Consider the following 22,452-nt stretch of genomic DNA (forward strand, 5'->3'; position numbering starts at 1 on the left):
CCCATCGGGCTAACCCTATGGCGGAAATCACCTGGTTGTGGGGTGGATGAATTGATCGGACCTACACGAAAACCGGTGGCGCCTTCCCACTAGGCTGAATACCTATGATCGACCTTCGATTCCTGCGGGAAAACCCCGACGTGGTCCGTGCTTCGCAGCGTGCTCGCGGTGAGGACCCGTCCCTGGTGGATGCCCTGCTCGAGGCGGATGCCGCCCGTCGCGCGGCGGTCGCGACGGCCGACAATCTGCGCGCCGAGCAGAAGGCCCTGGGCAAGAAGGTCGGCAAGGCTTCCAAGGAGGAGCGCCCGGCGCTGCTCCAGGTGGGCCAGGAGCTGTCGGCGAAGGTGAAGGAGGCGGAGGCGGCGGAGAACGCCGCGGACGTCGACCTCGACGCCGCCCAGCGCGCGCTGTCGAACGTGGTGCAGGAGGGCGCGCCCGCCGGCGGCGAGGACGACTACATCGTGCTCGAGACGGTCGGCACGCCGCGCGAGTTCGATTTCGAGCCGAAGGACCACCTGGATCTGGGTGAGTCGCTGGGCCTGATCGACATGGAGCGCGGCGCGAAGGTGTCGGGCTCGCGGTTCTACTTCCTGACCGGCAACGGCGCGCTGCTGCAGCTCGGCCTGTTGCAGCTTGCCGCGCAGAAGGCGACGGCGAACGGTTTCACCATGATGATCCCGCCGGTGCTGGTGCGCCCGGAGATCATGCAGGGCACCGGCTTCCTGGGCCAGCACTCGGCCGAGGTCTACCACCTCGAGGACGACGACCTGTACCTGGTCGGCACCTCGGAGGTGCCGCTGGCGGGTTATCACTCGGGCGAGATCCTGGATCTGAGCGCCGGTCCCAAGCGCTATGCCGGCTGGTCGTCGTGCTTCCGTCGCGAGGCGGGCAGCTACGGCAAGGACACCCGCGGCATCATCCGCGTGCACCAGTTCGACAAGGTGGAGATGTTCGTCTACACCACCCCGGAGCAGGCCGACGAGGAACACCGGCGCCTGCTGGCCTGGGAGCGGGAGATGCTGGCCGCCATCGAGGTGCCCTACCGGGTGATCGACGTGGCGGCGGGCGACCTGGGCAGCTCGGCGGCCCGCAAATTCGATTGCGAGGCTTGGGTTCCCACCCAGCAGACCTACCGCGAACTCACCTCGACCTCGAACTGCACCACGTTCCAGGCCCGTCGCCTGAATGTCCGGTACCGCGACGAGAACGGCAAGCCGCAGACCGCCGCCACCCTGAATGGCACATTGGCGACAACGCGCTGGATTGTCGCGCTGCTGGAAAACCACCAGCAAGCGGACGGTTCGGTGCGAGTGCCCGCTGCGCTGGTGCCTTTCGTCGGCTCCGAGGTTTTGGAGCCGCGCTGAGTATTCGCTACTCGGCGTGGCTTATTCCGCCGGATGTGTCTACCGCTGGCTGGGCTTGTGGCTAGGCTGGTCAGCGTGCGAGGAATCGGGTCTCGCGGCGATGCCCGAACCCGGGTCCGGGCGGCATCGGCGCTGGCGACGGCAATGGTCATGGCTCGGACCACCGGGGCGTTCTACGTCATGGGTGGCTTTCTGGGTCTTGTCCTGACCGCCGTGGCTCCGGGTGATGAGGGCAATCGGCCGCTGGTGGGCGCGGCGGCGTTCGTGGCGCTGCTGCTGGGTATCAGTCTGCTCATCTGGGGTCCGAGGTTGCCGCATTCGGTGCACCACCTCTATGTGGCGGCCGCGACGGTGCTGGTGACCGTTGCGGTGCATTGGTTTCCGAACACGGTGGGCGCGATCAGCCTGGCGGCGTTCTATGTCTTCGTGGCCTGTGACGCCGCGATCTTCTTCTCCTGGCGCTGGCTGGGCGCGCATCTGGCGTTCGCCATCGCCTGCTGTCTGTGGGTGGTGCCGTCGCGCGGGCTGCCGTGGTGGTCGGGCATCATTCCGGCGGGTATCACCTTCGGAATCGGCATCGTGGTCGGCATTTTGACCCGTATGGCGTCCGACGCCGACATCGACGTGCTGACCGGTCTGCTGAATCGCCGCGGTTTCGATCGCGCGTTGAGCAATGCCATCGCGCACGCCACCCGCACCGGTCAGGGTCTGGCCCTGGTGCTGGTGGACCTGGACCGCTTCCAGAAGATCAACGACCATCTGGGTCACCGGGCCGGTGACGCCGTGTTGCAGCGGGTGGCCGACACCTGGTCGAAACTGCTGGCGCCGGATCAGCGCCTGGCCCGCTACGGCGGTGACGCGTTCGCGCTGCTGCTGCCCGGCACCACCGAGCAGGCCGCGATCCTGTTGACCGAGGAGCTGCGGGCCGCCGTCACCACCGGTTGTTCGGCGGGTGTGACGTCGTGGCAGCCGGGTGAATCCGGTTCGCTGCTGGTGTCGCGCGCGGATGTGGGCCTGTACCGGGCCAAGCAGGCGGGCCGTAATCGCACGGTGCTGGAGTCGTCGCGGCAGTTGCCGCTGGCGGTGGAGCTGCGCGAGGCGATCGACCGCGGCACCTTGGACGTGCAGTACCAGCCGATCGTGAGTCTCACCGACGGCGATACCCGCGCGGTCGGCGTGGAAGCCTTGCTGCGCTGGTCTTCTCACGCGCAGCCGGAGGTCACCACGGAGGGCCTGATCCGGGTCGCCGAGGAGTACGACCTCATCTCCGATCTGGACGAGCTGGTGTTGCGCCGCGCCTGTGCCGACGCCGCCCGCCTGCAGGAGACGTTCGCGCAGCTGGACCTGACCCTGAACGTCAATGTGAGCGGCCTGGAGCTGGCCGAGTCCGACTACGCCGCCCGGGTTTCCGGCATTCTCGAGGAAACCGGCTGGCCCGCCGAGCAACTGGTGCTCGAGGTGACCGAGAGCGAGCTGGCCGCCGAGTCCGAGACCGCGATCGCGAACCTGCACAAGCTGCGCGAGTTCGGCGTCCGCATCGCCATCGACGATTTCGGCACCGGCTACTCGTCCCTGAGCCGCCTGGCCACCCTCCCGTCGGACATCCTCAAGGTGGACCAGTCCTTCGTGGCCTCCATCCGCTCCGATTCCCCCGCCCCGCCGCTGCTGGGCGTGATCGCGGCCCTGAGCAAGTCCCTGGACCTCCAGGTCATCGCCGAGGGCGTGGAAACCGAATACCAGGCCGCCGTCCTCACCGAGCTCGGTTTCGCCCTGGCCCAGGGCTACCACTACAGCGACTCGCACCCGGTCACCGAGCTCATCAACGACCTCAACGACCGTCCCGGCCTGGTCGGCGCGTCGGTCTCGGAGGGCGAACCGTCCAGCAACGGCTGGATCCCCATCGATAATCCGCTTGACGGTGGTATCTCCGGCGCGCAGAGTTGAGCGCATGCGGATGCTGATCTACGCCTGTTGATTCGTCCTTCGTAGTGCTCTGCCCCCGACTCGCACCGAGCGTGCGGGCTCGACGCGCGCACTCACCTTTCGTGCGGTCCTGTTCGCGTTCACCGCGGACCTGATCCCGCTCTACGCCATCTACGCCCTCCTCTTCGCCGACCACGGCCTGAACCCCGCGCAGATCTCCTCGCTGTTCGCGATCTGGTCGGCCACCGCGTTCATCCTGGAGATCCCCTCCGGAGCGTGGGCCGACACTGTGTCGCGGCGTGGCCTGCTCGTACTGTCCGGCGCGCTACTGGCGGCGGGCTTCGCGGTCTGGATCTTGTACCCGTCCTACCTGGGCTTCGCTGCTGGCTTCGTGCTCTGGGGTACGTCCGGCGCACTCCGATCGGGCACCTTCGAAGCCTTGATCTACGACGACCTGCACACTCGCGGGGCGACCGCCGACTACCCGCGCCTGATGGGCTACGTCCGCGCCGCCACCGAAGCCGCCGCGCTCGCAGGCATTCTCGCCGCCGCCCCCCTCTACGCCTGGGGCGGGTACCCCCTGGTGGCCTGGTCCAGCGTTGCGATCGCCGCCGTCCACACCCTGACCGCAGGACTGCTGCCGACCGCGCCGAAGTCGGTGTCCGCCACCGAAATCGAGGATATCGAGGACACAGAAGACCTGCTCGGCGGCGCCGCTCCGGACATCGCCTCCTCATCCCCCAACCCGCGCGAGCCGGCATCGCCTCCCCGCGGCTACGTCGCCATGCTGCGCACCGGTCTACGAGAAGCCTTGCGGGTCAAGCTGATCCGCCGAGGCGTGATCCTGGTAGCGCTCCTGAACGGCATCACCGCCTTCGACGAGTACTTCTCATTGCTAGCCGACCACGCCGGCGCCGGCCCGTCTCTGGCCGCAGTACTCGTGGGCGTCACGGTCGCCGGATCCCTCGGCGGCGCAATGCTGGCGGGCCGCACCGAGCGCATGTCGGCCCCCGTCATGGCGTCGGCACTGGCCGCGGCAGGCGTGTTGTTCATCGGCGGCGCGCTGCTGACCGGTATGGCCGCCAATCACCCGACCGCCCTGTATGTGCTGACCGCCGTGGGCTTTTCGGCGGTGGGCATCGCCTACGGCATCGACTACAACGCCGACGTCATCGCCTCGGCGCGGCTGCAGGACTCGATCACCGGCCCCGCCCGCGCCACCGTCACGTCGGTCGCCGGCTTCACCACCGAGGTGATCGCCCTCCTGGTCTTCGCTTTCGCAGCCATAGCCACCACCTGGCTCCCCCTGCCGCTCATGGTCGCAGCCCTCGGCGCCCCCCTCCTCCTGGCTGCCGTCCTGACCCCAACCTGGCTCCCTCCCGGGTTCCGCTCCTGATCTCCAGTTCGGTCAAGCCCGGCCACCAGTTGAGCCCGGTCATCACGACCGTCATACCCGCGCTGGACTACCTTCGCTGTATCTCGGGATCGGAGAACTCCCGCCCCGATGGCACGGGCACTTCCCTGGCGCACCCACGATTCGTGCCCTGTCGTTCCGGCTGTCATCGCGGCGCTGACGGCATTCCCGGACAACCTGTGGTCGAACTGTGTCCAGCACCTCCCTCGACTTTGCGCGGAAACCGTGCGAAGGTGAAATTCGAAAGAATCGAAACAGTATTCGGAACTTTCGAATATGGATGGAGGCAGGTTATGACCGCGGCAGTGGAAGAGCGCACGTTCGAGCTGGCACCGGAACACACGCAGGAACTGCCTTCGCTGCTGGACTTCCTGACCACCCACGCGGCTGTGGGGCAGCGGCGCCAGGTGCGCTACGCGCTGGTGGGGGCGAGTGAGTCCGAGCGGATCCAGCTGCCGCCAGAGGTACACGAGGCGCTGGTACAGGTGGTCGCGGCCATGCAGGCCGGCAAGGCGGTCACCATCGCGCCGCGCAGCATGACGCTGACCTCGCAGCAGGCTGCCGACCTGCTCGGCGTCAGTCGTCCGACGGTCATCAAGCTGATCGAGCGTAGAGAGCTGCCCGCCGAAAGAGTGGGGTCTCGTCACCGCCTGCGCTTGCATGATGTACTGGACTACCAGCAGGCGCGGAAGCTGCGGCAGTACGCCGCGATCGAGGAAACCTCCGTGGATATCAATGACGAGGACGATCCCGAGGCAGTGCGGGCCAACCTGAAGGAGGCACGCCGTGTCGTAGCGGCGCGGCGGCGCGCGAAAGCCCTTCGCCCGAAGGACAGCTGAGACAATCGCGTCGTGTTCGCCGTACTGCTCGACACCTGTGTGCTCTGGCCGAGCACGCAACGAGACTTCTTGCTCTCGCTCGCCGTGGAAGGGCTGTATCGGCCGCTCTGGTCCGACGCCATCCTCGAAGAGCTGGAATATCACGAAGCGCTCAAACTTGTCAGGCGCGACATGGATCCGGCCGAGGCTGAGAAACGATCCCAGCATCTCGTCCGGCAGATGCGTGCGAACTTCGATGACGCCCTCGTGGAGAACTGGGAACCCTACGAGGGCACCTTCAATCTGCCCGATGTCGATGACGAGCATGTGCTCGCCGCCGCCGTGGTCGGCGGCGCCGGCGCAATCGTTACCGTCAACGTCAAGGACTTCCCGAAAGACAAGGTTCCCAGGAACATTCAGATCATCAAGCCCGCGCAGTTCGCTGCCGACACGGTATCGACCTCCCCGGAAACCGCGGTGCGGGCGCTGCAACAGATGAGCAGCTGCATGCGGAACCCTCGCCTATCGGTCGACGACCTGCTGGGCATCCTCGAATCCCGGTACGGCATGACCGAAGCCGTCGAGATGATGCGCGAGGCCGGCTGACCCGGTCGTAACCGCCGAAGATTCGACGAAGCGCACACACGAACGGTCCAAGATCGTCTCAGACCGCTTGTGTTTCAGGGAGTGTCCGCGGCTGTCGATGACGGGCCGAGGCATGTGATTGGTCGGCCGCGAAGGCGGGAATCGAACCCGCGCCTCCCCGACTGAGCGAAGGGTGCTCTACCAACTGGGCTACTCCGCGACCATTCGTGAGCGTAGGGGCTGAATATCGTTGCAGCAAGCGAATTCCCGCTACGAGCCCGGGTCGAGGTTGGAGCATCCGCTGGACCGCCATTTACGTGTCCAGCACGATGCATGACACCGGCATTCGCTGTTCCTGAACCGCGCGCACCGCTCCGGTGATGACGCTGTCCTCGCCGAACGTCGCGATCGTGAGGCGGCGGATGCCGCCGATCTGCGCTTCGCTGAAGTGTGGATTGTTCTTCCGGAGCCAGTAGAGCGTTTCAGCCATGATGTCCTCAGTCCAAAAGACCTGGAACATGCCATGTCCGCCTCGCAGGTAGAGCAGAGATAGCCAGTCACGTAAGGTGCGCGAGTACAGGATGTTTGCATCGACCAGAACTCTCTGCACCCGCCCGCCGACCATTCGGTTATCGTAGCGAGCGGGTCCAGCGGTGACTCGATACTCGGCGGATCAGCCGAGAGCGCCCCACTCCTCTTCGAGGGCGCGCAGTTCATCGAACGCCTTGCTTTGCTGCTCGAGTTGCGCTCGGCGGTACGCCAGCACGTCCTTGCTGTACAGCCGAGTGTGCGATCCGACCTTATGAGATGGGAGCCGTTGCTCGCGTACAAGTTTCATCAGTGACGGCCGTGAAATCCGCAACATGCCGGCGGCTACCGTGGTGGTGACCTCGGCAGGGATGCTGCCGATCGTGACTGTGCGACCCTTGCCCATCAGGCCAACCAGCTCGAGGACAAGGGCTGCCAACTCTGGTGGCAACGTGAGTTGTTGCTGAGGGCCTGCCGCGACGGTCACGGTGGGGTGCTTCGATTGGTGCTCGCTGATGAACGCAAGGACAGTGCGCGCCTGTTCGGTCTCCCGTGGGCTCACCGCCACAGTGGCGCGATCATCTCGCTGTAGTGTTGCCACGTCGACGTCCTTTCTCGGCGGCTCGCAATCTGTGCAGGTAGACACCTAGAGTCTACAGAGATTGCACTTATAAGTGCAACGCTCTGCTGTTGCAGGTGCATCTCAGCATTGGATCACCCGGATGGCGCGGTTTCCGACCGTGCGATCCAAGGCGGCCGCCAGACATATGTTTGCCGCGCATCTGAATCGGGAGAACCCAGGTCAAACACCGAGCTTGTCGCACAGATCGACGTACTGGTCGAGGTAGTCAGGTGTTGACCGATGGGCCGCCAGCCCGACCGTGTCGAACTCGTCTGAGCCTGCCACGGCGCTGATGCCCAGTGCACGCAACGCCTTGTTGATGGTATTCACCGACTGCATCGGTCCGCCGTCGACCGACACCACGGCCCACTGGTCGCCGGCACCACCGAAATAGTCTGTAAGCACCACCGCGAATGTCGGGTCGGGCCGCGTCGCCAGCTCGGTCGCAATCGTCATCATGACGCCTTCACGCGGGAACAGTCCCGGCGCCTCGGAAGGGAGTTCGAAATAGCTCGAAATTCCGAGTTGTGCTTGCCAATAGGCCGTGTAGTAGTGAGTCACGTGAAACAGCGTGAGATCGCATCGCATCGGCACTGGTGCCAGGTCCCACCGATCCGCCGCTCCAGCATCGACGGTGCCGGGCAGGATCATTGCGGTGATGGCGTGCGACACGGCAGAACCCTACCGCTTCACCTACGAGCGGGGGCCGTGCCGCTCCCGCTCGTCGGCGCTCCGGCCGACCCTCTGCGCGCGGTTTGCAGATTGCCCCTACGGACAGTCGAATTCGCCGTTGCAGACACCATCGGTGAACGCGTCCCATTCGCTGGGGGCGAAGACGAAGGCTGGTCCACTGCGGTCCTTGCTGTCGCGGATGGCAACGTGCCCGCCTTCGACGAAGGCGACCTCGACGCACTCCCCACCAGCCTGGCTGTAGCTGCTCTTGAACCACCGCGCATCGGATAGCTTCACGTTCACGACGAATACTCCCTCGCTAGCCGCGGTCGAACGCGCCGCGCCGCACGCTGACGGTGAAGACATCCCACTGGGCCGGAGTGAACACGAGCGTGGGCCCGCGCCGATCCTTGCTGTCGCGGATGGCGACCTGGCCGTCGTCGAGAAAGGCTGCCTCGACGCATTCGCCCTCGGAGCCGCTCCTGCTGCTCTTGAACCACTTCAGCCCCTGGGGTAGAACCACGTTCATTGTGCGCGCTCGTGCTCTCTCATTAGTTCTCGGATCAGGTTTCGGCTCTGGCTGATATTCAACATCGAGTTCTCGAGTGCGTCGAACGCTTCCTTGTACAGCCGAACCGCCGTATCTCGTTCCTGGTACAGCTCACCGGTGAGCCCCTCCTGGTAGACGATCGGTGGCTCGCCGTCTCCGGCTCGGCCGTCGTCGCCGAAGTTCACGATTACGAACTGGCCCAGCGGTTCTCGGGTTGGGTAACCCGCTGAGAACGGCAGTATTCCGATGCTGATGTTGTCCCTGTTCATCAGCTCGTCGATACGCCGCAGCTGGATGGCCATGATGCGGTGACTGCCCATGACCCGCCGCAGCGCGGCCTCGCCGATCACCGCGTCCACCCGCATCGGCCTGTGTGTGCGCAGGATCGCCTTCTGTCGGCGGAGCCGCAGCCGAACCCCTTGGTCCGTTTCGGTCGACCCGAATCGGCCCGCGGCGATGAGCTCCCGTGCGTAGTCGCCGGTTTGGAGCAGGCCGGGAATCAGTTCCGGCTGGTAGATCTGGAGTGATCGAGCGACGGCCTCGAGGCCGACATAGACGTGGAAGCCGCGCCGCATGACATTTCCGAAGTCATGCCACCAGGACTTTTCGTTCGCCTGCTGGCCGAGATCGACCATGGCATCGGTGGTTTCGAGGTTCGCGTCGTAGACCTTGCACAGAGCCCGGATGTCGACTTCACGAGGGTTCTCGAGCCGCCCGGTCTCCATCCGCTGCAACATCGACGGACTCCACTGGATGATCCGGGAGGCGTCGGCGATCGTCAGATTCGCTTCGGTTCTCAGCTCTCGCATGTAGCGCCCGAGTTGACGCCGCGGAAGGGCTGGATCGGATGTCGCGCTCACGGTACCTCCCGGTTTGGGTCGAGTACGTATTCATGGTGAATCCGTTGAGTATTCACAGCAAGAACGATCACGATTCATGGCAAGAACGCTGCTGGGTTTCCGGTGAATGTTCACCATAAGCATTGTGGCAGTGATTGATCGCTGATGCCCTGGGATTGCGTCCGGTTGAGGGTGCACTCCACTCCGACACCCTCGCCGGACGCGCCTATTCGCACCGATTGAGAGGTTTGTGATGAATCTGCTTGATTGTGAGTCGGATCCGGTGCCGTTGACGCGGGTTGCTGCTCAGCTCGCATGGCAGGTGCACCGGTATTGCGATCGAGATGTGTGCCGGGTGCGGCGGCGGGCGCGGGCGGTGCTGGAGGGATTCGTCAGTACGGCAAGGCGTTTCGATGGAGAGCGCAAATGACCGCGGCCCGGTCGGGAGCGTGGGCCGAGGATCACTGCGCGAATGGGCGGATCGTCCCTATTTCCCGGGAGCGGGCGGAGGGGATTCTCGCCATTCATGCCGAGTGCGATTCGGCGTGTCCGCGGAAGGCGAGTGCGGCCGCGTATCTGTGCGGCAGGACGGTGGAACCGAGCGAAAGGCACTCCGATGCTGGTTGAACTGATCTTCGCGGCGGCGACGGTGATCCTGTGCGCGCTGGCGGCGGTCCGCATGACTCACGACGCGCCGGTGTCGGCGGCCCGGCACGCGCGGGATCGCTACTCGGTCGCCGCGATCCGGGCGCGCATCGAGGCCGAGAATCGGGCCGAGCTCCGGGCCGCCGCGCTCACGATCCGGCCGGTCGGTCGCGGACGCCGCCGGTGAGGGGAGAATCGGGCGGTGGCGATGCGGCGGTGGGTCGGGTTGGCGTTCGGGGGTTCCATCGGTGCGGCCGTGGCCGTTCAGGCGCGGATCAATGGGGAGTTGGGGGAGCGGCTGGGGGATGGGATCGCGGCGGCGGCGATCAGTTTCGGCAGTGGATTGCTGATTCTGGCGGTGGCGTTCGCGGCGAGTGGCCGGTTGCGTGCGGGCATCGGGCAGGTGCGGGCCGCGCTGGATCGAAGGGAGCTGCGCTGGTGGCAGCTGCTGGGCGGGCTGTCGGGCGCGTATTTCGTGGCGTGTCAGGGACTTACGGTGGCGACTATCGGCGTCACCGCGTTCACCGTGGCCACGGTGGCCGGCCAGTTGGCGAGCAGTCTGGTGGTGGATCGGCTCGGTTGGGGGCCCGGCGGGCCGACGCCCGTGACGGCGCTGCGGGTCGGCGCCGCGGTGCTCGGACTGGTCGCGGTGCTGCTCGCCGTGGTCGGCAGGAGCGGCGCGGACACCGGCTCACGCTCTGCGGCTTCGGTGCTCTTGGTGGTCCTGCCGCTGGTCGCGGGCGTGCTGGTGGCGTGGCAGCAAGCGGTGAACGGCCGGGTCGGCGCGGTCGGCGGCCCGTTGTCGGCGACGCTGGCCAATTTCGCGACCGGCACGGCGGCCCTGGTCGTCATCGAATCGGTGGTGCTGACCCGGCGTGGCGGTCTGCACACGCCGCCGACCGAGCCGTGGTTGTATCTGGGCGGCCTGATCGGGATCTCGTTCGTCGCGCTGGCCGTGGCCGTGGTGCGCTGGATCGGCGTGCTGCTCCTGGGGCTCAGCTCGGTGGCGGGGCAGCTGCTCGCGTCGGTGGTGCTGGATGTGGTGGCGCCGACCGGTCTCGGCCTGTCGGCCCTGGCCGTCGTGGGCTGTGCGTTGACCTTCGTGGCGGTGGCGATCGCCGCCAGATCCCGCGCGTGACAAGGGTATTCGCCGATCGCGGCCGGCACCCGGTACCGGCCGCGATGCTACGAATCAGACCAGTTTCTTCGACCGCAGTTCGTGGCCCTTGGAGGTCTTGCAACGCCCCGATTCCAAGTCCCACTGCCACCCGTGCAGGTTGCAGGTCAGCGTATTGCCTTCCACCACACCGAATTTCGACAGATCAGCCTTGAGGTGCGGGCAGCGGCGCTGCACTTCCCAGCCGTCGAGTTCGGTGGAGGCGGTGTCGTCGTGCGCCTCGGAGAACCAGCCGTCGGCGTAGGCGATGCGCTCGTCGGTGAGGCACTTGAAGAACGTGTAGAGGAATTCGTTGTATCCGCCGATGCGCCAGGTGGTGAAGCGCGTGGACAGGAAGATGGTGTTGACCCAGTCGGGTTCGTCGTCGCGCAGCACGGTGCGGACCAGCTGCGGCGCGATGCGGAATCCGTAGCGGTACTTGCCTTCTCCCTCGACGGGTTCACGCACTTCGCGCTTGGGGAAGTCCAGCACCACGGTCTCGTCGCCCATGATCAGGCCGACGGGGTAGCCGATGCCGTCGCAGATGAGGTCGCTCTGCTTCATGATCGGCTCGAACTTGGCTTTCAGCGCGGGCAGCAGCGGCTCGCCCTCGGCGGGCGCCCAGGTCGCCTTCTCGGCGGCCAGCACGGGAGCCATGCGCTGGGCCATGTCCTCGATGTAGGCGGCCTTGTCGCCGTAGATGGTGTCGGGGTCGACCGTGTGGGTGAGCGAAAGCAGTTCCTTGCCACGCAGATCCGCGGTGGAGCCGGGAATCAGCAGCAGCCCGCCCTCGTTCCCGTGGATCTTCATCTGATCCAGGAAGGTGATCTGGTCGGGGAAGATATTGCCTTCGTCGCCGCGGTCGTCGTTGAGGTAGCGCAGCTCGTCGTCGAGGAACACCGGCGGACCGGCGGACGGCACCACCCAGGTGGCCCCGACCTGTTCGATGTAGGAGCGGGCGCGGTCCATGCCGCGCTGCCGCTTCTGCTTGCCGAAGTTGGCCTTGGTCTTGGTCGGAATGTCGTAGACCATCGGGTACCAGATGGCCCCGGAGTACTGCAGCAGGTGGATGTCGATGTGCCCGAACGAGTCGTGCAGCACGTCCATGTCGACGGGCCGCGCGTCGTTCATGTTGAAGCAGACGGTCTCCCCGTCGGCGACGACGAGCGCGGAGTCACCGATCGGCCCGTCGGCGGGCGCGCGCAGCGCGATGATCATGATGTCGAGGTCGCCGCCGGGACCGGTGACAGTGGTCTTGACGGAATCCTCGGTCTCCACGAACTTGGTGAACCCGAGCGCCCGAAGCTCCCGCTCGAGGTCCGGCACCGGGTAGTCGGGGAGCAGGACGGTGGTGTCCTTGTTGATCTTGTCCGCGAGCAGCTTCGCGTCCCAGTGATCGCGGTGCAGGTGCGACACGTAGAGGAAGTCGCAGTTGCCGAGCTCGTCCCAGTCCAGCTGGGTGTTGTCGGGGAACGGGAACCATGACCCGAAATAGGCCGGATTGACCCATGGATCGCAGAGGATCGTTCCGGCCGCGGTTCGGATGTGGAATCCGGCGTGTCCGACGCTGGTGATCTGCACGAGCTTCATTCCTCCCTGACCGTTACCAGCCACCCAGACTACTGGCTGGCCGGAGACGTCACCGATGCAGTAACCCCTCGGTGCCCGACTTCGAGATGTATATCTGTTTCGTCTGACTACCCGCATCGGACCGGTTTCAGTGTCACCGCGTCACACCAAAAACGGAATGCTGTTACCCGGATCACTGGATGCCGCGCGGGCAGCGACTACGCTAGCGGAACTGTGGAACCCGTCTACTACCCGATCATCGGGCTGGCCCGCACCGTTTTCGCGCTGCAGGGCCTGAAGTTCGCCATCAAGGGCGACGACAATATTCCGTCGACCGGTGGTGCGGTGATCGCGATCAACCACACCGGGTACATGGACTTCACCTACGCGGGCCTGCCCGCCCGCACCACGAAGCGCTACATCCGCTTCATGGCGAAGAAGGAAGTCTTCGACAACGCCATCACCGGCCCGGTCATGCGTGCGCTGAAGCACATTCCGGTGGACCGGTCGGCCGGCGCGGATTCCTATCACGAGGCCGTGGCCCGCCTGAAGGCCGGCGAACTGGTCGGCGTCTACCCCGAGGCGACCATCAGCCGCAGCTTCGAGCTGAAGGACTTCAAGTCCGGCGCGGCCCGCATGGCCATCGAGGCCGGCGTCCCGATCATCCCGATCGTCATCTGGGGCGCCCAGCGCGTCTGGACCAAGGGCCACCCGAAGCGCCTGGGCCGCACCAACACTCCCATCTCCATCGCGGTCGGCAAGCCGATCCAGCCCTTCGAACCAGCCTGGGCCCTGACCGAGCAGCTCAAGGGCACCATGCACGACATGCTCCTCGACCTGCAGAAGGACTACACCCACGAGCCCGGCGCCTACTGGGTCCCGTCCCGCCTGGGCGGCGGCGCCCCCACCCTCGACGAGGCCAACGAGATGGACCGCTTGGAAGCCGAGGAGAAGGCCGCCCGCCGAGCCCAGCAGTCCGACGACTAACTCGGATCCGACCCCCGGACGGCAGACAACCACGTGGCCGTGGCCGCCCCCACCACGGTGGCGGCCACGAATGCCACAACCCCGCCCCCTGCCACATAAACCCACAGCAACCCCGCGAACGGCCCCACCACTGCGGACTGCGCATCCAACAACACCCGGCGCCCCACCCCGGTCCGCCCGATCGCCTCGGGATCCGCCCGCTCGGGATTGTCGACGAGCCGCCCCACCGGCTCCGAATCCCGCACCCGCCCGGACGGATACACCCGCCGCCCGTCAATGGACATCGTGCGCACATCGATCTCCGCCAGCTGCGGTGTCAGCGTCACCAGCCCCGGTTCGAAATACACAGGCAACCACCGATTCCGACCGTTGACGGTGAACTCCAGCCACGACCGACTCACCAGCCGATGCTGCTGTCGAACGCGACGTACGGCGACTTCCCGACCCCGCACCCCCGCGGGCAGATACCCGACCGCGACCGCGAACCGAAACCCGGTGTAGCCCAGGATGACCGCCGCGACAGCGATCAACATCGCCACCTGCTCCGGATCAGCGATCGGGACCCAGGCGATGGTGATCGCCAGGGTCCCGATCGTCACGAGCGCCGGATAGGCCAGGGGATGGCCCGTCCGGATGGTCACTTGAGGAAGCCAACCTTCAGGTAGTCGATCGACGCGAGCCCGAACGCGCCCCAGTTGGCCAGGTTGGTGCGGGCGGCGTGGGTGCCCGACGCCTGGTTGAACAGCATGGAATGCCCTTCGTCCCAGATCATCTTGTCGGCCTTGTTGGCCAGTTCGATGGCCTTGTCCTTGTCGAGTTCGGCCTCGGCCTGATCGATGACGGCGTTCAGCTCCGGCGAACCGAGGCGGGACTTGTTGCCCTGCCAGTTCTTCGGGTCGTAGTAGTAGAACTGCCGCAGCGCGCCGATGGGCAGCACGCTGGTGCTGCGGCTCCACTGCGCGAGGTCGTAGTTGCCGGGGTCTATGACATTAGTGAAGAGACCGGTGCCGGGCACGGTCTGGATCTCCAGCTTGGCGCCGATCTTCTGGAAGTCGGCCTGGATGATCTTGGCGGTGTTCACCCAGGAGTCCTGCTGGTACATGACATCCCGGATGACCAGCTTGCGACCGTTCTTCTCACGGACGTCGCCGTTCATCACCCAGCCCAGCTCGTCGAGCTCCTTGGCCGCCTGGTCCAGGTTGAACGCCACGCTCTGCGAGTTGTCCTGGTAGCCCTTCTGCCCGTCGATGTAGACGTGGTTGTTGAGGGGCTTGGGTTCGTCGACGATTCCGTGCTGGCTGGTTTCGACGATGACCTGCCGGTTGATGGCCTTGGCCATGGCCTGGCGCAGTTTCACGTCCTCGAAGAGCGCGCCGGGCGCACCATTGAACGCGATGAAGCTGTAGGTCGGTTCGGCGGCGCGGCGAATCTCGACGTTCGGAGCCTGCCGAGCGCCGGTGACGGCCTCGAGACCGGAGACGTAGGCCTCATCCAGTTCGTTGTTCTGGATCGCGGGCACGATGGCCGAGTAGTCAAGGACGCTGAAGGTGAAGTTCTCGAGCTTCGGCGCGTCACCCCACCACTTGGGGTTGCGGCTCAACGTGATCCGGTTCTGGGTCCGGTCGATGTTGGTGATCATGAAGGGACCACCGCTCACTGGCAGCGAGTTACGCGCCCAGTCGTTGAACGCCTGCGGGGTCTCGGTATTCGCCTTGGGGAACAGCTGGCCGAACACGCCCTGCCACTCGCCGTACGGCTTGGCGAAGGTGACGACGGCCTGCCGGTCGTCGACGCCGCGCTCGACCTTGCCGATGTGGTCGTAGCCCGAGGTGGAGGCCGCCTGGTACTCGGTGTTGGTGCCGTTCAGCGCCTGCCACTGCGACTTCATGTCCTCCCAGGTGACGGGAGTGCCGTCGGTCCAGACCGCCTTCGGGTTGATGGTGAAGGTGACGACCTGCGGCGTGGTCGAGGTCAGCTGGATGTCGGTGAAGAAGTCGTGGTTGACGCTCAGCTCACCCGCGGCATTGCTCACGAAGGTGACCGGCAGCGTAGGCGAGACGACGTCGGCGGTGTCCTGGGTGTTCCCGTCCACATGCAAGGCGTTGAACGAGGAGGGGAACGACGTCAGTGACAGCCGCAGATTCCCCCCGTCTTTCAGGTCCGAGAGCGGGTGCGGATTGATGGCATTGGTGGTGCCGAGGGATGCGGTCCCGCCTTCGCTTCCGCCCGCACTACACCCGGTCACGACCAATCCAGCCGCGACCATGGGGATCGCGAGTCGAATCATGGTCGAACGTATCCGCATGGACCGCTCCTTCCGCCCTATTTCAAGAACCCGATCATGGTGTAGTCGTACGAGGCCAGTCCCGGCGCACCGTAATTGGCCAGTTCGGACCGTACCCCGTAATTGCCGACGGACTGGACCAACGGCAGCGAGTGGCCCTCCTCGAAGACCTTCCGGTCGACCTGATTGGCGAGCTCGATGGCCTTGGCCGGGTCGATCTCCGACAGCGTCTTGTCGATGAGGGTGTTCAGCTCGGGGGATCCGATGCGGCCGTAGTTGGCTTGCACGTCATTCGGGTACAGGCCCCAGATCTGCGGGATCGAGGCGAGCGGGAAGGCGTCGCCCTGGAAGGTGAACTCGCACACGTCGAAATCGCCGGGCTGGATGACAGCGGAGAAGAAGCGGTCGCCGGGCTTGGTGTCGATGGTCAGCCCTACGCCGATCCGGGCCAGGTCCTGTTGGATCAGCTTGGCGATGTCCACCCAGGTCGGGTCGTTGTACATGACATCGCGGATGACGAGCTTCTTGCCGTCCTTCTCGCGCACGTCGCCCTTGCGCACCCAGCCGAGCGCATCGAGTTCCTTGGCGGCGGCGTCCGCGTCGAAGGGCAGGTTGTTGTCCAGGTAGCCGTGCTGGCCGCGAAGGAAAACGTGGTTGTTGAGCGGTTGTGGATGATCGGTGAGGCCATTGAGTACGGTGTCGGCGATCCGCTGCCGATCGATGGCCTTCGAAATAGCCACGCGCAGTGCGGGATCGGCGAGCAGCGAGCCGGGCGAGCCGTTGAAGGTGAAGTGCCGCCACCGGTTGCTAGGAGCCTGACGCACCTGGAGCGCAGGGATGGTCCGCACGTTCTGCACGTCGGTGAGATCGGAGAGCGGAGCCGCGTCGAGCTCGTTGTTCTGCAGCGCCGCGGTCCACGCCGACCGGTCGAGCACGCTGGTGGTGATGGTGTCGAGCTTGGGCGCCGCACCCCACCACTTCGGGTTGTGGCCCAGCACGATTCGACCCTGGGCCTTGTCCGTGGACTGCACGATGAACGGCCCGGCGGTCAGGCCAATGCCCTGCAGCAGCGACTTGTTGAACGACTCGGGGTCGCGCGTCACGTTCTTCGGGTACAGCATGGAATTGCCCGCGAACTGCCCACGCCAGTCGGCGTAGGGCTGGCGGAAGGTGACCACGGCCTGCCTGTCGTCGACGCCGCGCTCCACCTTGTCGACCCGGTCGAAGCCGTTGCTGATGGCAATGAGGAACGCTTTGTCCTTGCCGCTCAAAGCATTCGCCTGCGAGGCGAGGTCTTCCCAGGTGATGGGGCTGCCGTCGGACCAGACCGCCTTCGGATTGATCGTGTAGGTGACCACCTGGGGGCTGGTGGAGGTCATCTGCACGTCGGTGAAGTAGTCGTGGTTGACGGTGAGATCGCCAGCGGCGTCAGTGCTATACGCGCGCGGCATCATCGGGAAGATCAGATCCGAGTACTCGCCGTCGTTGCCGTCGATCTGCAGGGTGTTCCAGTTGACCGGGAAGTTGGTCATGGCCAGCCGCAGGTTGCCGCCGTCGCGCAGGTCGTCCCGCGGATGGGCGTTGACATTCGCCGTCGTGCCGAGGGTGGCGGACCCGGTCGGGGCATCGCCCGCGCTGCTACACCCGGCCAGTGCGCTCGCGAGAACCATTGCGGCGCAGGCTCGTCCAATCCGCATCCGACACCCTCTTCCTAACGGGTCGCCACCGGAACCGGCACCGCGTCGATCAGTGCGCGGGTGTACTCGTGCTCCGGACTGGCGAAGATTCGTTCCGCCGGACCGTATTCCACGATCTGCCCGCGGTACATGACCGCAATGTCGTGGGCAAGATTACGCACCACTGACAGGTCGTGTGAGACGAACAGATAGGACAAACCGCGCTCGGCCTGTAGGTCGCGCAGCAGGTTGAGCACACCGGCTTGGATGGAGACGTCCAGCGAGGACACCGGCTCGTCCAGCACCAGCAGTTCGGGGTCCAGGGCCAGGGCGCGCGCGATATTGATGCGCTGCTTCTGACCGCCGGAGAAGTCCGCCGGGTACCGGTCCGAATGCTCCGGTCGCAGACCGACCTGGTCCAGCAGTTGCGGCACCCGCCGATCGATCTCCTCGCGGGAGCGCCCGTCGACGCGCAGCGGTTCGGCGAGGGCGTCGGAGATGGGCAGCCGCGGGTCCAGGGACGCGGACGGGTCCTGGAAGACGATCTGCATCTTGCGACGGATGGTGCGGCGCTGCTGCTTGGTCAGGGTGGCGACGTTATTGCCGAGGATCTCGATGCTGCCGCCCTCGGGGCGCACCAGATCCATGATCTGGGTGAGGGTCGTCGACTTGCCGGATCCGGACTCCCCGACCAGCGCTAGCGTGCGACCCGCCCGGACTTCGAAGCTGATCCCGTCGACCGCCTTGACCTTACCGATCGTGCGGCGGAACACCACGCCTTTGGTGAGCGGGAAGGTCTTGCGCAGGTCGGTCACCTTCAGCACCACAGTCGAGGTGTCGACCTCGACAGTTTCCTCGGGGACCTCGATCTCCTTGCGGTAGGCCGTGAACAGGTCTTTGCTGCCCACCTCGCTGGTGCGGATGCATGCGGCCCGGTGGCCGGGCGAGGTGTCCTGCAACGGTGGTTCGGCCGCCTTGCACTCGTCGATGGCGACCGGGCAGCGCGGGGCGAACGAGCAGCCGGGCGGCAGCGCGTGCATGGCGGGCGGATTGCCGACGATGGGGATGAGCGGCGACCGCGCCGGCCCGTCCATGCGGGGGATGGAACCGAGCAGGCCGACGGTGTACGGCATCCGGGGCGCGGCGAAAAGCTCCTGCGCCGGAGCGGTTTCGACGATCCGCCCCGCGTACATGACAGCCACCCGATCGGCCAGGGTGGCCGCGATGCCCATGTCGTGGGTGATGAACACGACGCCCGCGCCGGTGATGTCGCGCGCCTTGCGCAGCAGGTTCAGGATCTGCTTCTGCACGGTGACATCCAGCGCGGTGGTCGGCTCGTCGCAGATGATGAGTTCGGGATCATTGGCGATGGCCATGGCGATCACCACGCGCTGGCGCATACCGCCGGAGAACTCGTGCGGGAAGGCCTTGGCGCGCTGCTCGGCATCGGGGATGCCCACCAGGTCCAGCAGTTCCACCGCCTTGGCCGCGGCTTCCTGCTTGCTCATCTTGCGATGCGCCAGCAGGGCTTCCGCGATCTGGTCGCCGATCCGGTAGACCGGGGTGAGCGCCGACAGCGGGTCCTGGAACACCATGGACACCTTGGAGCCGCGCAGCGTGGACATCTCCTTGTCGTCCAGCCCCAGCAGTTCTCGTCCCCGCAGCCGGATCGAGCCGCGCACCCGCGCCTGCTCCGGGAGCAGGCCGATGACGGCCATCGAGGACACCGATTTGCCGGACCCCGACTCGCCGACGATGGCGAGCACCTCGCCGTCGTTGACGGTGAAGTTCACGCCGCGCACCGCTTCGACGCGGCCTTCCTCACCGGGGAAGGACACGCGCAGGTCCGAGACCTCCAGCAGCGGAGCGGTCATCTTGGCCGAATCCTGGCTCATTTGTCGGCCTTTCGTGCCTGCCGGGCCCGCGCCTTCTTCGCGCTCGGGTCGAAGGCGTCGCGGAGCCCGTCACCCATGAGGTTCGCGGACACCACGATGATCACCAGGAACAGGCCGGAGAACATGAACGTCCACGGGTAGGTGAGCGCGTTCTTGGAGTAGTCGCCGATCAGTGAGCCCAGCGACACGTCGGGCGGCTGCACGCCGAAACCCAGGAAGCTCAAACCGGTTTCGGACATCACCGCGCCGCCGACGGCCAGCGTGGTGTCGATGATCAGGATCGAGGCGATATTGGGGACGATGTGCGTGGTGATGATCGTCCACGTCGACGCGCCCATATACCGTGCAGCACGTACGAATTCGCGATCCCGCAGTGTCATCGACAGCCCGCGCACCATACGCGCCGAGATCATCCACCCGAAGACGGCGATCAGTACCACCAGCAGGATCACCGAGTCGTTGCCCTTGGTCTTCGGGGCGAACAGCGCGATGAAGATGAAGCTCGGGATCACCAGCAGCAGGTCGACCAGCCACATGATGGCCCGGTCGGTCCAGCCGCCGAGGAGGCCCGCCACGGTGCCCGCGGTGGTCGCGATGACCGCCGAGATCAGGGCCGCGCCGAAACCGATCACCAGCGACTTCTGCAGGCCGTGGATGGTTTGCGCGAGCACATCCTCGCCCAGTGAGGTGGTGCCGAACCAGTGTTTTCCGCTGGGCGGCTTCAGTTTCGACGTGGTGTCGATGTCGGTGTAGGCGTATGGCAGGAAATGCGGGAGCGTGAATGCGATCACGAACAACAGGATCAGCACGATCGCCGCGGTCACCGCGATCTTGTTGCGCAGGAAGCGCCGCCACACCAGCTTGCGCCGGCCCGCGGCCGCGACCTGTGGCGCACCCTGGACGATGGTCTCCACTTCGGTCATCAGACACGCACCCTGGGGTCGAGGAACGCGTACACGATGTCGGACAGCAACCCGGACAACAGGATCACCACGCCCGCGAACAGCGTCACCGTCAAGACGACATTGATGTCCTGGGCGTGAATGGAATCCACCAGCCACTCACCCATGCCGTGCCAGCCGAAGATCTTCTCGGTGAAGGTCGCGCCGGTGACCAGACCGCCGAAGCTGTACGCGAACAACGTCGCCATGGGGATGAGCGCGGTGCGCAGGCCGTGCTTGTACAGCGCGCGGGTTCGGGTGAGGCCTTTGGCACGGGCCGTGCGGATGAAGTCGCTGCCGAGTACATCGAGCATCGCGTTGCGCTGGTAGCGGCTGTACCCCGCCATCGCACCGAGTGCCAGGCCGAGGGTCGGCAGCAGCATGTGCTGGGCCCGGTCCACGATCTGGTTCCACAGGCCGTGCACAGCGGTCGCCGAGGTCTCGCCGGTATAGAGGAAGATCTGCTTCCCGGTGGCCAGATTGATCTCGAGCGCACCGTATTTCAGGAGCGTCGCGAGCAGGAACACCGGTGTCGACAACAGCAGCATCGATACGATGGTGCTCAGATAATCACTGAACTTGTACTGGCGGACCGCATTCGCCGCACCGATCAGCACACCCAGCACCGTGCCGACGATGGAACCGATCACCAGCAGCCGCAGACTGACGCCGATGCGGCGCCCGAGCTCGTCCTTGACCGGCTGTCCGGCGAGGGTCTTGCCGAAGTCGCCGTGCACGACGCCCCCGGCCCACGCCAGATACCGCTCCGGGATCGGATCGTTGAGGCGCAGCTCGGCGCGCTTCGCCTCGATCACCGACTGGGGCGGCCGTGGATTGCGTTGTTCGAGGTAGTCGAGCGGCGTGAACGTGAGCGACGCCACCGTGAACGCCAGGAACGACGCCAGCACCAGCAGCACGACATAGTTCAGCGCACGTCGCAGCAGAAAACCGGCCATCATTCCCTTTCGGGGTCGAGTTCTGCCCCAGATCATAAGGAGTGGAGTGGGGAAACGCGGGGTACGGACCGCGGACGCCCCGGCAATCCGTGTGTTACCCGGTCCGGCCAGGGGTGGTGCCGGAAAGGTCTCGTTTGTACGGCATCGTCCGTAATCCACGGGCGCACGGGTCGCGGCTCGAGGCAGGATGGAGTAGGTGACGCTCTTTCACCTGCCCAAACCCAAGATGGTCGCCTCCGACGTGGATGGCACGCTCATCGACCACCGCGAGCAGGTCAGCGCCCGCACCAAGGCCGCGATCGAAGCCCTCATCGCGGACGGGGTGCCTTTCGTCCTCGCTACCGGCCGCCCGCCGCGCTGGATCGATCCGGTGGTCGAGGGGCTGGGGTACGCGCCGCTGTGTGTGTGCGGCAACGGTGCGGTCATCTACGACAGCGCCTCGGATCGGGTGCTGGACAGCCGGACCCTCGATATCGAAACCCTCACCTGGCTCGCCGATCTGGCCGAGAGTCTGCTCCCCGGCTGCGGGCTGGCCGCTGAACGAGTTGGCGCTACCGCCCATGACGCCGCCACTCCACAATTCGTCAGCTCCCCCGAATACGAGCACGCCTGGCTGAACCCGGACGACACCCAGGTCTCCCGCGCCGAGGTCATCGCCTCCCCCGCCATCAAGATGCTGATCCGGCTGCCCGGAACCTCCAGCGCCGTCATGCGCAGCACCCTGGAACCGCACCTGGAGGGCCGCGCCGATCTCACCTATTCGACCGACAACGGCCTGATCGAGTTGTCCGCGCCGGGCGTCACCAAGGCCACGGGTCTGGCCGCGGTGGCGCAGCGGCTGGGCGTCCAGCATTCCTCGGTGATCGCTTTCGGTGACATGCCGAACGATGTGCCGATGCTGCTCATGGCCGGTCACGGCGTCGCCATGGCGAACGCCCACCCGGAGGCCATCGCCGCCGCCGACGAGGTGGCTCCCTCGAATGTCGACGACGGCGTGGCCCGCACCCTGGAACGCTGGTGGTCCTGAC

General features: G+C 65.8%; 22 protein-coding genes, 1 tRNA gene and 1 pseudogene. 9 read left to right on the forward strand and 15 right to left on the reverse strand.

The genetic code is table 11. The features are described 5' to 3' along the window. Positions 1-104: 104 nt before the first annotated feature. The 5 genes from serS (at position 105) to ACFV4K_RS11050 (ending at position 6,125) form a co-directional block, all read left to right on the forward strand. Positions 105-1,364 carry a serine--tRNA ligase gene (serS, locus tag ACFV4K_RS11030; protein ID WP_357088318.1) on the forward strand — a complete coding sequence of 420 codons (1,260 nt, stop codon included), beginning with the start codon at positions 105-107 and terminating at the stop codon, positions 1,362-1,364. A 150-nt stretch (positions 1,365-1,514) separates the two neighbouring features. Next, a complete protein-coding gene (locus ACFV4K_RS11035) occupies positions 1,515-3,308 on the forward strand; it encodes a putative bifunctional diguanylate cyclase/phosphodiesterase (protein ID WP_379273947.1) in 1,794 nt (597 codons plus the stop codon). Between the two features lie 148 nt (positions 3,309-3,456). After that, entirely contained in the window at positions 3,457-4,683 is a 1,227-nt protein-coding gene (locus tag ACFV4K_RS11040) for an MFS transporter (RefSeq protein WP_379273970.1), read from the forward strand. A 311-nt stretch (positions 4,684-4,994) separates the two neighbouring features. After that, the gene (locus ACFV4K_RS11045) at positions 4,995-5,540 is read left to right on the forward strand and encodes a helix-turn-helix domain-containing protein (RefSeq protein ID WP_379273948.1); all 546 of its coding nucleotides are present in this window, start codon (positions 4,995-4,997) and stop codon (positions 5,538-5,540) included. 12 nt (positions 5,541-5,552) lie between these two features. Beyond that, a complete protein-coding gene (locus ACFV4K_RS11050; RefSeq protein ID WP_379273949.1) occupies positions 5,553-6,125 on the forward strand; it encodes a PIN domain-containing protein in 573 nt (190 codons plus the stop codon). Positions 6,126-6,251: 126 nt separating this feature from the next. Here ACFV4K_RS11050 and ACFV4K_RS11055 read toward each other — a convergent pair. From ACFV4K_RS11055 to ACFV4K_RS11090, 8 genes and pseudogenes are all read right to left on the reverse strand, one after another. After that, a tRNA-Glu gene (locus ACFV4K_RS11055) sits at positions 6,252-6,324 on the reverse strand. 93 nt (positions 6,325-6,417) lie between these two features. Next, positions 6,418-6,729 (reverse strand): hypothetical protein, encoded by a 312-nt coding sequence (locus tag ACFV4K_RS11060; protein WP_379273950.1) that lies wholly within the window; start codon positions 6,727-6,729, stop codon positions 6,418-6,420. Positions 6,730-6,777: 48 nt separating this feature from the next. After that, positions 6,778-7,233, reverse strand: coding sequence for a helix-turn-helix domain-containing protein (locus ACFV4K_RS11065; RefSeq protein ID WP_379273951.1), 456 nt, complete (start codon positions 7,231-7,233; stop codon positions 6,778-6,780). A gap of 201 nt (positions 7,234-7,434) precedes the next feature. Beyond that, positions 7,435-7,926, reverse strand: a complete 492-nt coding sequence (locus ACFV4K_RS11070; RefSeq protein ID WP_379273952.1) for a hypothetical protein — start codon at positions 7,924-7,926, stop codon at positions 7,435-7,437. 96 nt (positions 7,927-8,022) lie between these two features. Continuing rightward, a complete protein-coding gene (locus ACFV4K_RS11075; protein WP_379273953.1) occupies positions 8,023-8,229 on the reverse strand; it encodes a DUF397 domain-containing protein in 207 nt (68 codons plus the stop codon). A 16-nt stretch (positions 8,230-8,245) separates the two neighbouring features. Beyond that, positions 8,246-8,449, reverse strand: a complete 204-nt coding sequence (locus ACFV4K_RS11080) for a DUF397 domain-containing protein (protein ID WP_379273954.1) — start codon at positions 8,447-8,449, stop codon at positions 8,246-8,248. 2 nt (positions 8,450-8,451) lie between these two features. Further along, positions 8,452-9,111 (reverse strand): DUF5753 domain-containing protein, encoded by a 660-nt coding sequence (locus tag ACFV4K_RS11085; RefSeq protein WP_379273972.1) that lies wholly within the window; start codon positions 9,109-9,111, stop codon positions 8,452-8,454. A 12-nt stretch (positions 9,112-9,123) separates the two neighbouring features. Next, positions 9,124-9,336, reverse strand: a pseudogene (locus ACFV4K_RS11090) (helix-turn-helix domain-containing protein); the annotation flags it as partial. Positions 9,337-9,931: 595 nt separating this feature from the next. Here ACFV4K_RS11090 and ACFV4K_RS11095 point away from each other — a divergent pair. Together ACFV4K_RS11095 and ACFV4K_RS11100 are read left to right on the forward strand one after the other, a co-directional pair. Beyond that, positions 9,932-10,147 carry a hypothetical protein gene (locus tag ACFV4K_RS11095; RefSeq protein ID WP_379273955.1) on the forward strand — a complete coding sequence of 72 codons (216 nt, stop codon included), beginning with the start codon at positions 9,932-9,934 and terminating at the stop codon, positions 10,145-10,147. 21 nt (positions 10,148-10,168) lie between these two features. Beyond that, positions 10,169-11,098, forward strand: coding sequence for a DMT family transporter (locus ACFV4K_RS11100; protein WP_379273974.1), 930 nt, complete (start codon positions 10,169-10,171; stop codon positions 11,096-11,098). Positions 11,099-11,152: 54 nt separating this feature from the next. Here the strand turns inward: ACFV4K_RS11100 and ACFV4K_RS11105 are convergent, their stop codons facing one another. Beyond that, positions 11,153-12,697, reverse strand: a complete 1,545-nt coding sequence (locus ACFV4K_RS11105; protein ID WP_379273975.1) for a Rieske 2Fe-2S domain-containing protein — start codon at positions 12,695-12,697, stop codon at positions 11,153-11,155. A 222-nt stretch (positions 12,698-12,919) separates the two neighbouring features. Here ACFV4K_RS11105 and ACFV4K_RS11110 point away from each other — a divergent pair, with 222 nt between their 5' ends. Next, positions 12,920-13,672 (forward strand): lysophospholipid acyltransferase family protein, encoded by a 753-nt coding sequence (locus ACFV4K_RS11110; protein ID WP_379273956.1) that lies wholly within the window; start codon positions 12,920-12,922, stop codon positions 13,670-13,672. Here ACFV4K_RS11110 and ACFV4K_RS11115 read toward each other — a convergent pair. From ACFV4K_RS11115 to ACFV4K_RS11140, 6 genes are read right to left on the reverse strand one after another with little or no spacing between them, the layout of a single operon-like run. Then, positions 13,669-14,313, reverse strand: coding sequence for a hypothetical protein (locus ACFV4K_RS11115; RefSeq protein WP_379273957.1), 645 nt, complete (start codon positions 14,311-14,313; stop codon positions 13,669-13,671). The genes ACFV4K_RS11110 and ACFV4K_RS11115 overlap by 4 nt on opposite strands. Further along, the gene (locus ACFV4K_RS11120) at positions 14,310-15,977 is read right to left on the reverse strand and encodes an ABC transporter family substrate-binding protein (protein WP_379273958.1); all 1,668 of its coding nucleotides are present in this window, start codon (positions 15,975-15,977) and stop codon (positions 14,310-14,312) included. Before ACFV4K_RS11120 ends, ACFV4K_RS11115 begins: the two co-directional genes overlap by 4 nt. 17 nt (positions 15,978-15,994) lie before the next feature. Then, the gene (locus ACFV4K_RS11125) at positions 15,995-17,626 is read right to left on the reverse strand and encodes an ABC transporter family substrate-binding protein (protein WP_379273959.1); all 1,632 of its coding nucleotides are present in this window, start codon (positions 17,624-17,626) and stop codon (positions 15,995-15,997) included. A 41-nt stretch (positions 17,627-17,667) separates the two neighbouring features. Then, positions 17,668-19,527, reverse strand: coding sequence for a dipeptide ABC transporter ATP-binding protein (locus ACFV4K_RS11130; protein ID WP_379273960.1), 1,860 nt, complete (start codon positions 19,525-19,527; stop codon positions 17,668-17,670). Beyond that, positions 19,524-20,450, reverse strand: coding sequence for an ABC transporter permease (locus ACFV4K_RS11135; RefSeq protein ID WP_379273961.1), 927 nt, complete (start codon positions 20,448-20,450; stop codon positions 19,524-19,526). Before ACFV4K_RS11135 ends, ACFV4K_RS11130 begins: the two co-directional genes overlap by 4 nt. After that, complete coding sequence (locus ACFV4K_RS11140) at positions 20,450-21,424, reverse strand: ABC transporter permease (RefSeq protein ID WP_379273962.1); 975 nt, start codon at positions 21,422-21,424, stop codon at positions 20,450-20,452. Before ACFV4K_RS11140 ends, ACFV4K_RS11135 begins: the two co-directional genes overlap by 1 nt. A 226-nt stretch (positions 21,425-21,650) precedes the next feature. Here ACFV4K_RS11140 and ACFV4K_RS11145 point away from each other — a divergent pair, with 226 nt between their 5' ends. Beyond that, positions 21,651-22,451, forward strand: coding sequence for an HAD family hydrolase (locus ACFV4K_RS11145; RefSeq protein ID WP_379273976.1), 801 nt, complete (start codon positions 21,651-21,653; stop codon positions 22,449-22,451). Position 22,452: the final 1 nt, after the last annotated feature.

Source organism: Nocardia sp. NPDC059764 (assembly GCF_042732555.1).
Lineage (GTDB): Bacteria > Actinomycetota > Actinomycetes > Mycobacteriales > Mycobacteriaceae > Nocardia.